Source organism: Microvirga sp. HBU67558 (assembly GCF_018069605.1).
Lineage (GTDB): Bacteria > Pseudomonadota > Alphaproteobacteria > Rhizobiales > Beijerinckiaceae > Microvirga > Microvirga terrae.
Genome location: NZ_JAGPUP010000504.1, coordinates 1 through 14,801 on the forward strand (window position 1 = coordinate 1; position 14,801 = coordinate 14,801).

The window sequence follows — 14,801 nt, forward strand, 5'->3', positions numbered from 1 at the left end:
GCTTGAACGTGATCGTCAGCGCCATGGCACCGTCGCCGGTGGAATAGGAGGACATGTACAGCATGCCCTCGACGCCGTTGATCTGCTGCTCCAGCGGTGTTGCCACCGTCGCTGCGACCGTCTGTGCATCGGCGCCTGGATAGCTTGCTCTCACCACCACGGTGGGTGGCGTGATCTCCGGGTATTGTGCGACCGGAAGCGCCACGTAGGCGATGCCGCCGATGATCAGGAAGAGCGCCGACAGAACCGTCGCAAAGATGGGACGGTCGACGAAGAAGTGAGCCATTCGCATGGAGGCATCCTCCTCGGCGAATCAAGTGCCGCTGCGTTCGCGCACCAGTGGAAGTGTGGTCATCTGCGGCGTGATCGGCGCTCCTGGCCTGACGCGGGAAAGACCGTTCACCACGACCGTTTCATTACCCGTCAGCCCGTCGCGAATGACGCGATAGCCGTCGATCCTCGGTCCGATCCGCACGGGCTTGAGATGCACCACATTCTTCTCATCGACCATGTAGACCACACGCCGGTCCTGATCGCTGCTGATCGCCTCGTCCGGCAGGAGAATGCCTCTGTAGGGATCGGAAGCGCCCACCGTGACGCGGCCGAATAGACCGGGTGTCAGGAACATATTTTTGTTGTCAAAGGTCGCGCGAAGGCGGATCGTGCCGCTCGCGGCATCGAGACGGTTGTCGACGAAGTCGACCTGTCCTTTGAGCTCTCCGAGGCGTTCATCTGTTAAAGTGAGAGTAACCTCATTTTTCTCGCCAGTGGTCGATGTCCGGGTTCCACCCTGAGCCTGTTGGGAAAGGGCCAGAAAGGAGCGTTCGTCCACATCGAAATAGAACTGGATCGGGTGGAGCGAGACGATGTTCGTCAGAAGCGTCTCGTTGGCATTGACCAGATTGCCCTCGGACACAAGCTTGCGGGAGATCCGCCCGGTCAGGGGTGTTCTGACTTCCGTGAACTCGACATCGAGCTGAGCCTGCCGCAGGGCCGCTTGAGCCCGATCGATCTCGGCCTTGCCTGTGAGAAAGGCCTGGCGGCGCTGGTCGAAGAGCTGATCGGGGATATTGCCGGTGCGGCGCAGCTGCTCGGCACGTTCAAGGTCACTCTGAGCGAACTCAAGCCGAACCTGAGCGGATGTGACGGTCGCTTTGGCTTGCTCAAGTGCGTTCCGGTAAGGACGCGGATCGATGGTGAAGAGGATATCGCCGGCCCGGACGAGGGACCCGTCGTGAAAATGCACCTTGTCGAGGTATCCTGAAACCCGGGCGCGGATATCGACCTGATCGACGGCTTCGAAGCGACCAATGAAGTCGGTCCGCTCGACGATGTCCTTGACCACAGGCTTGGCGACGGTGACGGAAGGCGGCGAGGTAGAACCGTCTTGAGCACAGGCCAAATTTCCTGGCAGCAGCCATGAACCAAGCACAGAGAGCACAAACCCGGAGCGGATCCCCATCCTCCGAATGCTTTCCCTCCATTTGCGCACTTGCGTCATTCGCAAAGCTCCCGAGGCTTCAGATCAGGCCGGGACCTCTAAACCGGGAACCAAGCACTCATTCGCCTGCTGGCCGAGCAGGTCGTGCCGTTCGTCCAGTCCTGAGAAGAAGTCCTCCAGCTGTGACACCGCCGCTTCATGAGCTACCAGGCGCAGCTCCAGAAGAGACAGAGTTGTGTTGTCGTCCAAGGTTGCCGCAAGGGCGCGGGCGCACCGGATCACCTCTGCAATCTTCTGATGATCCAGCGGAAGCTGACGCAACGCCTCACATTCCGATGTACCTTTTGGCTGTGAAGCAACAATACGTGCATGAGCATTCAGAGTGGCATGGTCGATGACAATGTCCGAGCTCAACGCCCTGACCCGGCGGGCCAGGGGAGTCATGCTGTCAAGAAGGTCCTGTCTTTGCCCCTCTAAAGCTTTGTCGAGAAAGGCAAGCGCAGATCCCTGAAGCGACCACCACACGGTCTGCGTCTTCATCGCAAGCATGTCGGTGTCTGCCAGCACACGCAGTAAAGCCTGCGCCATGATGCGGCGGTTGAAGCAGTTGAGATTGCGGGCAGGATCCATGGTTGGCCATGCCTCGGCGAGCGGTATGTCTGCATTCGTCTCGCGCCCTTTCGTGCACACGGAATAGCGCGAGTCTGAGACATTTTACCGTTCAAGAGGAAGAGCAACAGATCCAGCTTTGCGGTCATTCGCCCGAAATTGCGAAAATCCGACTCACTTAAAGGTGATTGCAGCGCTCCGGATCTATTCAGGGTGTTTGATAGTGCCCATGGTGAAAGAGAGGTATCATGTTGTCCCGATGGTATAGAGATCGTGAAGTAATCGGCTGCCAATGTCTGGCCCATGCGGCAGTCAACAGCGAAGCCGCCGTACCCGTTCATGCGTGAAACATTGTTCTAAGGGCATTCATCCAGCCTGTGCTTTGGCTGCCCGGCGATCTCGTGGGGCCAAGGCCTCTCCGGGAGGTCGCCATGAACCCAGACGATGCCATCGCCGTGCAATTCCACCGATCAAAGGCAGACATTTCAAGGGTGAGCCATGGATGGGGAGTGCTCGACGCTGCTCATGTAACCATGTTGAACCCCAAGCCCTACGACTTTACACTTCACAGCAGCCGCCACTGCATTGCCCTTCTGAACTGCTACCGCAGGGACGGAGAAACCAATCTTGATGGCCTTCCGCGTTCCACCATAAAGGACAACCGGGGCAAACTGACGTTCATCCCAGCCGGATGCCGCCTCCGGGGCTGGGCGCAACCAGGGTCGAGCGCCATGGCTTTCACGGCGGCCTACCTCGACCCAAAGCTATGCGCTTCTCTCGGTGCCAGCGGGCAGCAGCTCTATCCGCTAATGCATTTCGAGCACCCATTCCTGACCCAGATGATGCTGCAGCTCGAACGCATTCTGGCTCACCCCGAGAACTATTCCCGCGTCTATGTCGAGTCGTTCTCGGTGGTCATGCTGGCGGAGATCATGAGCTTTCAGGCGACTCATCTTTTGCACGATGGCGTTGATGCAACCCATCACCAGAAAGGAGGGCTGGCGAGCTGGCAGTGCAAGGCCGTGTGCGACTACATCGAGGCGAACCTGCACCAGGATATCTCCTTGGCTGAGCTGGCGGCTGTCGTCCGGCTCAGTCCCTATCATTTCTGCCGCGCATTCAAGCAGGCCCTTGGGGTTCCGCCACACCGTTACCAGATGGCTCGTCGCATCACATGGGCCAGGACATTGCTGGCTGACCACTCGCTGTCGATCACCGAGGTAGCGACGACCATCGGCTACGGCAGCGTAAGCCGGTTCTCCGCCTTGTTCCGGCGCTTTACCGGCCACTCGCCCCGGGTGTTTCGGCGGCAGATGATCTAGCATTTGGCTCAGGAGCGAACGATGTCTCCCATGGCTGCCGCAGGACCTTCGGTTATGGAAAGACGCCGTGAGCAGGCGTTTCCCGTCCTCGAGCAGGCTGAGATTGATCGCATGCGCCGGTTTGGCCAGGTCCGCCATTACCAACCCGGCGAGACGCTGGTCCGGGCTGGCGAAGCAGGACGCGGCCTCGCGGTCATCCTGGCCGGCCGGGTGGACATCATCCAGCACGCCTCCGGCCGGCGTCTGCTGATTACGACCCATGAGGCCGGGGAGATCATGGGCGAGCTCACCCAGCTTTCCGGCCGCCCCGCCCTGGTCGAGGCCTTGGTTGTTGATCCGGTGGAGGCACTGGTCATTCTGCCCGAAAAACTCAGGGCCGTGCTGATCGCCGAGGCTGAGCTGGGCGAACGGATCATGCGGGCGCTGATCCTGCGCCGCATGGGGCTGGTGGAGTTGAGCGCCGGGGGGCCAGTGATCGTCGGAGCGGAGGAGCACGGCGATGTGCTGCGGCTGGGTGGTTTCCTAGCCCGCAACGGCCATCCGCACGAGAGCCTCGATCCGAACAGCGATCCGGAGGCGCGGGCGCTCGTCGAGCAGTTCGGCGTCGATCCCGGCGAACTGCCGATCGTCCTGTGTCCGGACGGGCGGCTCCTGCGCAATCCGACTGAGGACGAATTGGCCCGGTGCCTTGGCCTGGTGGGTCCGCTCGATCCGGATCGGGTCTATGACGTGGCCGTCGTGGGTGCAGGACCCGCTGGTCTGGCCACTGCCGTGTATGCGGCCTCAGAGGGGCTCTCGGTCCTGGTGCTTGACTGCCGGACCTTCGGAGGCCAGGCCGGCGCCTCGATGCGGATCGAGAACTATCTCGGCTTTCCCACCGGCATCACCGGCATGGCCCTGATGGCCCGCGCCTACACCCAGGCCCAGAAGTTCGGAGCCGAGATGGCGATGCCGGACGAGGCCGTTGGCCTCGAAGATGACAGCGGGTCAGGGCGAGGTCCGTATGTGGTACACCTGATCAACGGTGAGAGAGCCCGCGCCCGCTCGGTGGTGATCGCCACAGGTGCCCGCTATCGACGGCTCGAGGTGCCGGACCTGGAGCGGTTCGAGGGCGCGTGCGTCCACTATTGGGCCTCGCCTTTGGAGAAGAAGCTCTGCGCCGGACAGGAGGTCGCCCTGGTCGGCGGCGGCAATTCGGCGGGTCAGGCCGTGGTCTACCTGGCCAAGCAAGTGGCCAAGGTGTGGCTGCTCGTCCGAGGGCGGGATCTCGGGGCGAGCATGTCGCGCTATCTCGTCGACCGGATCGAAGCTCTTCCCAATGTGGAAATCATCACCCAAGCCCAGATCACCGGGCTGGAGGGACAGCCCGGTCGGCTGGAAGCAGTTCGCTGGCGCATGGAAACCGGAGGGGAGATCCGTCGGCCGATGCGGCATCTGTTCCTGTTCATCGGTGCTTCGCCCAACACGCAATGGCTGGATGCGTCGCAAGTGGCGTTGGACCCGAAGGGCTTCGTTCTGACCGGAGCCGATGTGGCTCCTGGCCGGAGGGCGTTGGAGACGAGCCTTGATGGCGTCTTCGCTGTCGGGGACGTGCGTTCTGGTTCAGTGAAGCGGGTAGCCGCCACGGTAGGCGAGGGGGCGCAGGTGGTGGCCGCAATCCACGCCTTCCTGACGAAGGACACCGTTCTCGCTACGGCTCGCGGCGGGATGCCGTCTGCCAACAAGGCCGATCAACAGAAGGATAGTCCGCAGCCTTTCAACAGTCAGGTAGTATGAATGGGGCTTTAGTTACTCGTTATAACAAACCCATCGGGCCGCTCCCATCATAAGCGAGGTCCATCATGACGGTTTCGACCTTTCTGTTCGCCACAGGGATTGAGAACAGCTATCCCACGATCAACGGCGGTCGGACCCGCATCGACGAGATGGAGAAGTGCGGCCACTACACCCTCTGGTATGCAGACTTCGACCTGCTTGATGAGGTCGGCATCCGCTATCTCCGCTATGGCCCACCCATTCACACCACGTGGCTGGGGGAGGGGCACTACGACTGGGACTTCTGCGATCAGACCTTCGGCGACCTCTATCGGCGCAACGTCGTGCCGATCGTCGACCTGTGCCACTTCGGCGTGCCCGACTGGATCGGAAACTTCCAGAACCCTGACTTTCCCGAGCTTTTCGCAGGGTATGCTGGCGCCTTCGCGGAGCGCTTTCCCTGGGTTCAGCTCTACACGCCGGTGAACGAGATGTTCGTCTGCGCCGTGTTCTCGGCCGCCTATGGCTGGTGGAACGAGCAGCTTACGAGCGATCAGGCCTTCGTCACCGCCCTGAAGCACATCGTGAAAGCCAACGTGCTCGCCATGGGGGTAATCCTTGACGTCCGGGCCGATGCCATCTTCATCCAGAGCGAGTCCTCGGAGCACTTCCACCCCGACTGCCCGGGTGCGATCCCGCTCGCCGAGTTCTACAACGCCCGCCGCTTTCTGCCACTCGACCTCAACTATAGCCGGCGCGTGGACTCGGACATGTTCGTCTATCTCATGGACAACGGCATGAGCCGCGAGGAATACGAGTTCTTCATGCGGGCCAACTTGAAGCGACACTGCATCATGGGCAACGACTACTATGTGACCAACGAGCACCTCGTCTCGGCCAACGGGCACACCAGCGCCTCCGACGAGGTCTTCGGCTATGCCGAAATCACACGGCAGTACCACGATCGCTACATGCTTCCTGTGATGCACACGGAGACCAACATCAAGGAGGGCCCAAGCGGCGAGGAGGCGGTCAAGTGGCTCTGGAAGGAGTGGTCCAACGTCTTGAGGGTCCGCAACTCCGGCGTGCCTATAATCGGTTTCACCTGGTATTCGCTCACAGATCAGGTGGATTGGGACACCGCCCTGCGCGAGCAGAACGGCACCGTCAACCCGCTCGGCCTGTATGACCTAGACCGTAACATCCGGGCGGTCGGGCGGAGCTATCGGCAGCTGATCCAAGACTGGTGTCAGGTTCTGCCGGCCCAGAGCGTTTGTCTGCAGCTGCCGATCACGCAGCCGCGTGACTTCGACAAGCCATTCGCTCAGCGGGCGCGGAAGTCGATGAAATCGATCTGCGACAGAACCCCGAGCGAGCCGCTCATGTCGAGCTAGAATGTCTGGAGAGACTTCGATGCGTTGGAAAACCAAACATCGGGCGGAGTGCTACCCTGGAGTTGAAGCGGAAGCCAAGCCGCGGGAACGCTTAGTGCGGCTTCTGCTGATAGCCGTGATCGTGATCCTTTCGGTGCTCTCTTTGATTTATGTCTCTCATGCCAGGGCGCCAGGCACCCTTCTGACTGACCTCGCAGGGCCTCAGAAAGCACTGGGAAGTTCTACGGTGCAAAATCGGTGAAGGCGCCGTGGTTGAGGTTTCGGATCTAGATCACCCATCCGTTTGATTTGGGTTTTTGTATCTGAATGTATCGGCCGGGGCGTCTTAGGGCAGTCGGATACAATCCGGGTCCGTCCTTGAAACATCCGGTACACACAGGGAGCGCGATTATTCCGCCAGCATGAGGCACGTCGCCTCCTTGGAAGGAAGAGCAAATGAAAGCGCGTAATCTCTTGATGTCGGCCGGCTTAATCGCGATCGGCGTATTCTCTCTCCAAGCAGCCCAGGCTCAGCAGAACGTGACCCAGCGTACCGATCTGGTGCAAAGCGACATCAGCGTGCCCGGGAAGGAAGTCCTTCAGGTCAGGGTCGACTTCAATCCGGGCGTCGTATCCATCAACCACAGGCACCCGGGCGAAGAGGTCGCCTACGTCCTCGAGGGCACTCTCGAGTACCAGCTTGAGGGCCGGCAGCCTGTCACCCTCACCGTGGGCCAGTCGCTGTTCATCCCGGCCGGCGTGGCTCATATCGCCAAGAACGTCGGTCCGGGCAAAGCATCGGAGCTGGCGACCTACATTGTCACAAAAGGCGCCCCGCTCCTCGAACCTGTTAAGTGAGTTCTCTGATGAACCTCGATAAAGCAACGGGCGCCATGTCATCACAAGAAGTTTCCGAGAGCCGGCAGTTCTCGCGCCGTTCACTCCTGTTAGGCGGCGCGGCCGTGGGACTGGCATCGGCCACTCTTCCATTGTCGGGCGCTTTGGCCTCAGATGCTGCGAGGAGGGCCGCTCCGGATTGGGTACGCCCCTTCCAGGTCAGCATCCCGGAGGCGGCTCTGATTGATCTGCGTCAGCGGCTTGCAGCGACCCGATGGCCTGATGGCGAGACCGTGGCTGATCGCTCACAAGGCGTTCAACCCGATAAGCTGAAGCCCCTCGTGGACTATTGGCAGACTGCCTATGATTGGCGTCAGGCCGAGGCCAAGCTGAATGCCTTGCCGCAGTTCGTGACCAATATCGACGGAGTGGATATTCACTTCATCCACGTGCGCTCGCCTCACGAGAATGCCTTGCCGCTGATCATGACCCACGGATGGCCTGGATCGGTCTTCGAGCTGCTGAACCTGATTGGCCCGCTGACTGAGCCTACCGCGCATGGCGGCAAAGCCGAAGACGCCTTTCATCTCGTGCTCCCGACCATTCCAGGTTTCGGCTTCTCGCAAAAGCCCTCAGCCAAAGGCTGGAACCCGCAGCGTATAGGAGCGGCCTGGGACGTGCTGATGAAGCGTCTCGGGTATGCGCGGTATGTTTCCCAAGGGGGAGATTGGGGCGCGATCATCAGCGACGCGATGGGCCGTCAGGCACCGGACGGGCTGCTGGCGATCCACGTCAACCGGATCGAACGGGCCACCACCTTTCCGCCTGATGCCGCCCAAGCCCTGAGGAGCGGCGGGCCTGCACCGGACAACCTGTCTGCCGAGGAGAAGATCATCTTCGATGAGGCGCGGGACTTCCTGAACAACGGCTTCGGGTATGCGGCGATCATGGGCACCCGACCTGAGACGATCGGATACGGGCTTGCGGATTCTCCTGTTGGCCTGGCCGCTTGGTTGTACGACAAGATCGCCGATTGGGTCTACACGCGCGGTGATCCCGAGGCGGCCCTCAGCAAAGACGCGATCCTCGACAACATCACACTCTATTGGCTGACGAACACCGGCCCATCGAGCGGGCGCATCTACTGGGAAAACACCGCGTCCGGAGCGAAACTGACCCCGGTCAAGGTTCCAGCGGCTGTGACAGTATTTCCTGGGGAGGTCTACAAGCCGCCAAAGCATTGGCTGTCGCGGGCCTATCCGAACCTCATCTACTACAATCGTGTCGAAAAAGGCGGCCACTTTGCCGCCTGGGAAGAGCCGAAGCTGTTCAGCGAAGAGTTGCGAGCCGCATTCAAGACCGTTCGCTGATGAAGATCGCCGAGCCAGCGATCTGCTGGCTCGGCGATCGTTTTAACGTCTCACCGAGACGCACGAGGTGGGACATGAACTCACGGCATCCCGGGCGGATCGGCCCTGCGCGGAAATTGAGGTGGATAAGTCAGTGCATACGCAAGTGAAACGGAAAATCGCCTTCGCCTTGCTGATGGGCATCGTGACGACGGGTGTTATCTCGTTTGCCATCCTTGCCCTCAACGTGGGTTTTTCGGAAACATTCGCCCTCACGTGGCTGCGGTCATGGGGCATCGGGTACGTGATCGTGGTCCCCGTTATTCTCGTCGTCGGACCGTGGCTGCAGGCGCAAGTCAACCGGATGATTCAATGAACTCCCGAGGCCACTTGGAGGGACTTGCTATGCTCAAGCGTTTATTGTTTGCGATTTTTGGTCTGGCTCTCGGTTCTTCGATTGCTTGGGGCTGTGCCGACACATTTGCTGCGAAGGAACAGGCTGTGGACATAGGATTCGTTGACGTCGGTTCTGACATCACGCTCAGAAGAATGAAAGTGCAGAGCTCAAGTCCCGAAGGAACAGTGCTCCTCCTGCATGGCTTTCCGGAGACGCTGTGCGCTTGGACAGAAATCTCGAGAGAGCTCTCCGCTGACTATGAAGTCCATGCCATTGACTGGCCGGGGTATGGTCTTTCATCACGGCCCGCCGCCGATCAATTCTCATACTCGCCAAAGGACTACGCAATTGTGCTAGGCGAATACATCAAGAAGTCCGGGATCGATACATCGAAGCTCACGATCTATGCGACGGATATTGGAGCCCTGCCAGCGCTTTTACTCGCCCTTGAGGATCCGCACGTCGCCAAGACCATCATTGTTGGTGACTTTGCACCGTTCAACAGGCCGCAATACATGCACGACAGACTGCAAGGCCTGAAGTCGGAACCTTCGGCAAGTGCGACGCTCGCCACTTACAAAACCAGAACCGGCGCAGAAATTCTTGATACCGCCGTGAGGGGAGGGCTTCCCAAAGAAGCGCAGTTTGAGGTTTCTGCTGACCTAAAAAATGACGTGTCCAGCAGTTGGAGGCATGGTGGATTGACACCACCAGACGCCTTCTATCACTACTACTCACACTTTACGCGAGATGAGGACTATCTCGAGGCGAACATTGGCAAGCTCAAGACGCCCGTGAAAGTGGTTTGGGGCGAGAAGGATATCTACATCAACAAGGATATGGGAAGGGAGTTCGCGAAGATGATCAATGCGGACCTCACTGTTATTCCTGACGTCGGACACTACCCTCATCTTCAAAGCCCAAAGCAGACCGTTGAGGAGATCCGCGCCTCGTTCCGATAACGGGTAGTATCCGGGGAAACGCGAGGCAATGTAAGGTAGCGCGTCATTGCCGCCGCGAACCCCAACGCTCAGGCTGTCGGAGCACGCCGAGCCACCTCGACAGAGGCTCGGCGTTTCGCATTAACTAAGCGCGATTAGCGTCAACAACAGCCTGAGCAAAGGCCTGTGGGGCCTCCTGAGGCAGATTGTGGCCAATACCGCCAGTGATCAGGCGATGCTCATACTTGCCAGAGAACTTCTTGGCATAGACAGCCGGATCCGGGTGAGGAGCGCCGTTCGCATCGCCTTCCAGGGTGATCGATGGTATGCCGATCACGGGAAACTCAGCCAGCCGGCGTTCAAGGTCATCGTATTGGCGTTCGCCTTCCGCCAGTCCGAGCCGCCAGCGGTAATTGTGGATCGCGATCGCCACGTGATCCGGGTTGTCGAACGCGGCTGCGCTGCGGTTGAAAGTGGCATCGTCGAAGTTCCATTTCGGCGAGGCGAGCTGCCAGATTAGCTTGGCGAACTCACGCCGATACTTCTCATATCCCAGGCGTCCGCGCTCTGTCGCAAAGTAGTACTGATACCACCATTGCAACTCGGCCTGGGGTGGCAAGGGCATTTGGTTCAGCGCCTGGCTGCCGATGAGATAGCCGCTCACGGAGACCATCGCCTTGAACCGCTCCGGCCAGAGGACTGCGAGAATGTTCGCGGTTCGCGCACCCCAGTCGCAGCCGGCAACGACGGCCTTATCGATCTTCAGCGCGTCCATCAGGGCGATAATATCAACCGCGATCGCCGATTGTTGGCCGTTTCGGGGCGTTTCGGTCTTCAGAAACTGCGTGCTTCCGTATCCACGCAGGTAAGGCACGATCACCCGGTAGCCTGCCTCGGCAAGCAGAGGTGCGACGTCCACATACGTATGGATGTCATAAGGCCAGCCGTGCAGGAGGATCACCGGGGTGCCATCGGCAGGCCCTGCCTCAGCATACCCCGTGTTGAGCACGCCTGCCGCGACCTGCTTGAGCGTCGAAAAGGAGGTGTTCGCACCAGGCGTAACTTGGGGAAGCCGCGACTGCGGACCGCCGGTTTGGGCATGTGCGCCACCTATCGCCCCGAGCTGGGGGGCCGCCGCTGTCAAGACCGCGATGCCCACGAAATGTCGCCGCGAAAGGTTGATTTCATCTGCCATTGATCTGTTCCCGTTTGATGAACCGGAGCCATAGAACAAGATGGTGTTGTGTCTCTAATGTGTTCACGTAGAGAGATCTTGTAAGTTAATGTATCAGGATCCCTAGACGGAACGTTTGGTTACACTTCGATCTAATCTGCAAACATCCTGGATACGTTGATCAGGCATTCCTTGGCGCCGCTGAAGACACGAACATCAGCGTGGCAAAGGAGCCGACTCTATGTCGAAGATTGAAAAGGTTCTCTATACGGGCAAGACGCGCACGACCGGTGGGCGCGACGGTACATCGCGGAGCGACGACGGGCGCCTCGATATCCAGCTGTCTCACTTCGTGGGCCGGGGAAGTGGTACCAACCCGGAGCAGCTGTTCGCAGCTGGATGGTCGGGCTGCTTCCTGAGTGCAATCGCCATTGCGGCCGGCAAGCGAAAGATCGAGTTGCCTAAGGATCATGCGGTCAACGCAGAAGTCGACGTGGGACAGACCGGCGACGCCTTTTTCCTCCAGGCCCGGCTCAACGTAAGTCTGCCGGGGATCGACCCCGAGACTGCACGAGCCCTCGTCGATGAAGCGCACCAGACGTGCCCTTATTCCAAGGCGACCCGCGGCAACATCGACGTCGTCATCAACCTGGTTTAGGGGCCTACTTGGCGGGGGTCGCTGGAAGGCGGCCCCTCTGCCTCACGACTGAGTTTTCTGACGGGCGGACAAGACCTGCCGCGTCAATCGCAAGATAGGGCCGGCCGAAAGCGCCCAAAGCACCCCTGGCACATATTGGAGATTTTTATGGGTGTTCCCATTTGGTTACGCATTGGCAATGCCAGTGGCATCTCCCCGTCTATGCGGCGGGTACCGGGCTCGGTCTGGCTTATCGCCGACAGTTCCAGTCCGGTCGGCCTTTCCGTGGCCAAAGATGTTGTTCAGCGCGGACATCGAGTGATCCTCGCAGCCCGCAACACAGCAGCAGTTCAGGATCTCGTCAGAGGATTTCCGAATACGACCCTTGTGGTTGCTCTGGATGGTACGTCGTCGGACGACATTACTCGCATCATTCAAGAATCGAAGGACCAGTTCGGACCGATCGAGGTCCTCGTCAATACCCCAGGTGTCGGCAGTCTCCCGTCCCTTGGGTGATGGCGGCACCCACCCTCGCGAGGGTGAGGGGAGCGGGGGATCAGCCGAGGACGATCTCCGCGGCGAGGCCCCCTCCGGTTCGGTTCTTAAGACTGAGCGAACCGCCGATCGCCAAGGCCAACTGATGAGCAATGGCCAATCCCAGACCAGTTCCGCCCGTATCGCGGTTCCGGGACTGCTCAAGACGATAGAAGGGCTGAAGCACGGATTCCAGTTGTTCTTCAGGGATTCCGGGTCCTCGATCGCAGACGGTGATACAAATCCTGCCATCGGGTTGTCTGCCGATGTTAACTTCCGCTTCTCCGGCAAACTTCAGGGCGTTGTCGATGAGATTCGTGAGAATGCGCCGGAGGGCATGGGGGCGCGTTGTGACGACTGCGTCAAGGATCCTTCGTGCTGTCACGGCTTTTCCCGTATCCTGATAGTCGAAGGCGATGCTCTCAACGAAGGATCCAATGTCGATCCGGGTTGGCTTCTCAACATTGCCATGGGCCGTTCTGGCATACGCCACGCCCTCGTGCACAAGCCTCTCAATCTCTGACAGGTCGCTGATCAGCTTTTCCTTCTCTGGACCGTCCTCGGCGACCTCGGCACGAAGTTTCATGCGCGTGATAGGTGTCTGGAGATCATGAGAGATCGCCGCCAGGATCCGGACACGCTCCTCGAGGTAATGGGTAATCCGATCCTGCATGGCGTTGAAGGCCGTCGCCGCATGAGCGACTTCGGCGGGTCCTGTCTCATCGAGCCGAGCCACATTCTTACTCGGATCCAAGGTCTCGGCCGCTTTGGCGAGCCGGTGAAGAGGCCCTATCGCCGAGCGCACGGCAATCCAGGTACACAACAGGAGAAGGGTGAGTTGTGCCATCAGAACATAGGGAAGCCAGGAGGCGAGGGGCATGACCCGCGGCCGAAGGTCGATCGTCACTTGCGAGCCATCGCTGAGCGTCACATGAGCTTGGACACGTTGTCGTGTGCCGGGAATGGTCTCGACGGTCACCGGCAGCCGCTGTCCTACCGCGGTCTGGATGGTTTCGGCGACCTCTTTGCCAAGCCCGCTCACTTCGGGAACCCCAGGGAGGCCCGGACCGAGCTCATATCGGTAGTTCCCCCGCTCCAGCATGGCGACCCATTGCTGGCGCTCGCCCGCTGGCAGGCGATCGAGCAGGGCCAAAGAAATCCCAACATCCTTCTCCAAGTTGCCGAGCATCATCGTCTTGGCGGCCGTGTAGCGCTCAAGGAACAGGACCCCGAACGAAAGCGCATGCGCCACGGCCAGCCCGGCAAAGAGGATGAGAAAGAGCCGCCACCGCAAGGTTCGGGGCAGCCGAAACAGCCTGCGATGCCAGCCTTCCATGATCATTGCCGTGCCGTCGTGATCTCGACCGGCATTGCGAGGACATAGCCTTCGCTGCGAACCGTTTTGATGTAGGCAGGCTCGCGGGCGTCCTCGCGAAGACGTTGCCGGAGCCGGCTGACGAGCAGATCGATCGAGCGGTCGAAGAGCTCGGCTTCGCGTCCCTGTGTCAGGTTGAGCAGCTGATCCCGTGTGAGAACCCGTTGCGGATGGTCGAGAAAGACCCGGAGCAAGCGGTACTCGGCACCGCTTAGTGCGACGGCCGTTCCCTCCTTGTCGAGAAGATGCCTCATCGTCGTATCGAGTTGCCATTCGCCAAACGTCAACAATTGGCCTGCTTCCGTCACCTGTAGGTTCGGTGGCATCATACGCGTGCGGCGCAGAACCGCCCTGATCCTGGCGAGCAGCTCCCGAGCGGCGAACGGCTTCACCAGATAATCATCAGCACCCATTTCCAGGCCAACGATTTTATCGGTGTCATCATTTCGTGCCGTCAGCATCAGGACTGGCGTCGATTTGTGCTTTCCGGCCCGGAGCTCCCGGCAGAGCACGAGTCCGTCGTCGCCGGGCATCATGATATCAAGGACAATGAGGTCGACCCGGTTGGCATCGAGAAACGACCGCATCTGCCGCCCGTCCGCGGCAACAGTGGCGCGCAGGCCGTTCTTCTTCAGGTAATCGGCAACGAGTTCTCGTATCTCACGATCGTCGTCGACGATCAGAATATGGTCTGTATGTTCCATGGCCGTCACCGCGGATGCTGCGGGGCTACTTTAGCACCGCGTCTTGTGGGAACATCCCGCGAATTCCAGAGAATTGTATCGCGCTGTATCTAACACGACGGAAGATACAAAGACTGACAAAAATCCTGTCCGTGGCTATGGATCTGCAGCTGTTGCAGTGAGATTACGCAACAATGTAGCCATTGATTGGTGGTGTCGCATGCGAGGTTCAAACACAGCAGCGAGCGTTGCGCCTACATTTCGATACAATTCGACCGGTCCAGGACATATGCCGGATACGTCAGACTGAACAGATGAGAGCCGAGTTCAACCCCCGGCCAGTGCTTCGGCGCATTGGCCGCGTCCGAGAGGCC

Annotated in this window: 15 protein-coding genes; 9 read left to right on the plus strand and 6 right to left on the minus strand. The window is 59.8% G+C overall.

Annotation, left to right across the window (positions count from 1 at the left end; genetic code table 11):
• The 3 genes from KBI52_RS11945 to KBI52_RS11955 all read right to left on the minus strand — a co-directional run.
• On the minus strand, positions 1–292 hold a 292-nt coding region (locus KBI52_RS11945; RefSeq protein WP_210807663.1), incomplete at its 3' end, for an efflux RND transporter permease subunit.
• A gap of 21 nt (positions 293–313) precedes the next feature.
• Positions 314–1,462, minus strand: coding sequence for an efflux RND transporter periplasmic adaptor subunit (locus tag KBI52_RS11950; RefSeq protein WP_210807721.1), 1,149 nt, complete (start codon positions 1,460–1,462; stop codon positions 314–316).
• A 63-nt stretch (positions 1,463–1,525) separates the two neighbouring features.
• Positions 1,526–2,071 carry a ferritin-like domain-containing protein gene (locus KBI52_RS11955; RefSeq protein WP_210807665.1) on the minus strand — a complete coding sequence of 182 codons (546 nt, stop codon included), beginning with the start codon at positions 2,069–2,071 and terminating at the stop codon, positions 1,526–1,528.
• A gap of 410 nt (positions 2,072–2,481) precedes the next feature.
• Here KBI52_RS11955 and KBI52_RS11960 point away from each other — a divergent pair, with 410 nt between their 5' ends.
• From KBI52_RS11960 to KBI52_RS11990, 7 genes are all read left to right on the plus strand, one after another.
• Entirely contained in the window at positions 2,482–3,372 is an 891-nt protein-coding gene (locus KBI52_RS11960) for a helix-turn-helix domain-containing protein (RefSeq protein ID WP_210807667.1), read from the plus strand.
• A 54-nt stretch (positions 3,373–3,426) separates the two neighbouring features.
• Complete coding sequence (locus KBI52_RS11965) at positions 3,427–5,148, plus strand: FAD-dependent oxidoreductase (protein ID WP_247654344.1); 1,722 nt, start codon at positions 3,427–3,429, stop codon at positions 5,146–5,148.
• A gap of 65 nt (positions 5,149–5,213) precedes the next feature.
• Positions 5,214–6,521, plus strand: a complete 1,308-nt coding sequence (locus KBI52_RS11970; RefSeq protein ID WP_210807669.1) for a family 1 glycosylhydrolase — start codon at positions 5,214–5,216, stop codon at positions 6,519–6,521.
• A 435-nt stretch (positions 6,522–6,956) separates the two neighbouring features.
• Positions 6,957–7,358 carry a cupin domain-containing protein gene (locus tag KBI52_RS11975; RefSeq protein ID WP_210807672.1) on the plus strand — a complete coding sequence of 134 codons (402 nt, stop codon included), beginning with the start codon at positions 6,957–6,959 and terminating at the stop codon, positions 7,356–7,358.
• A 35-nt stretch (positions 7,359–7,393) separates the two neighbouring features.
• On the plus strand, positions 7,394–8,707 hold the full coding sequence (locus KBI52_RS11980; protein WP_210807725.1) for an epoxide hydrolase family protein: 1,314 nt from the start codon (positions 7,394–7,396) through the stop codon (positions 8,705–8,707).
• 121 nt (positions 8,708–8,828) lie between these two features.
• Complete coding sequence (locus tag KBI52_RS11985) at positions 8,829–9,062, plus strand: DUF2798 domain-containing protein (protein ID WP_262265669.1); 234 nt, start codon at positions 8,829–8,831, stop codon at positions 9,060–9,062.
• A 29-nt stretch (positions 9,063–9,091) separates the two neighbouring features.
• A complete protein-coding gene (locus KBI52_RS11990) occupies positions 9,092–10,045 on the plus strand; it encodes an alpha/beta fold hydrolase (RefSeq protein ID WP_210807674.1) in 954 nt (317 codons plus the stop codon).
• A gap of 124 nt (positions 10,046–10,169) precedes the next feature.
• Here the strand turns inward: KBI52_RS11990 and KBI52_RS11995 are convergent, their stop codons facing one another.
• Positions 10,170–11,219 carry an alpha/beta fold hydrolase gene (locus tag KBI52_RS11995; protein ID WP_210807676.1) on the minus strand — a complete coding sequence of 350 codons (1,050 nt, stop codon included), beginning with the start codon at positions 11,217–11,219 and terminating at the stop codon, positions 10,170–10,172.
• A gap of 220 nt (positions 11,220–11,439) precedes the next feature.
• Here KBI52_RS11995 and KBI52_RS12000 point away from each other — a divergent pair, with 220 nt between their 5' ends.
• Complete coding sequence (locus KBI52_RS12000) at positions 11,440–11,856, plus strand: organic hydroperoxide resistance protein (protein ID WP_210807678.1); 417 nt, start codon at positions 11,440–11,442, stop codon at positions 11,854–11,856.
• 147 nt (positions 11,857–12,003) lie between these two features.
• A complete protein-coding gene (locus tag KBI52_RS12005) occupies positions 12,004–12,351 on the plus strand; it encodes an SDR family NAD(P)-dependent oxidoreductase (protein WP_210807680.1) in 348 nt (115 codons plus the stop codon).
• 40 nt (positions 12,352–12,391) lie between these two features.
• On the opposite strand, the gene KBI52_RS12010 is transcribed toward KBI52_RS12005, so the two are convergent.
• Together KBI52_RS12010 and KBI52_RS12015 are read right to left on the minus strand one after the other, a co-directional pair.
• Positions 12,392–13,711, minus strand: coding sequence for an ATP-binding protein (locus tag KBI52_RS12010; protein WP_371823162.1), 1,320 nt, complete (start codon positions 13,709–13,711; stop codon positions 12,392–12,394).
• On the minus strand, positions 13,708–14,448 hold the full coding sequence (locus tag KBI52_RS12015; protein WP_210807729.1) for a response regulator: 741 nt from the start codon (positions 14,446–14,448) through the stop codon (positions 13,708–13,710). The genes KBI52_RS12010 and KBI52_RS12015 overlap by 4 nt, the downstream gene beginning before the upstream one ends.
• Positions 14,449–14,801: the final 353 nt, after the last annotated feature.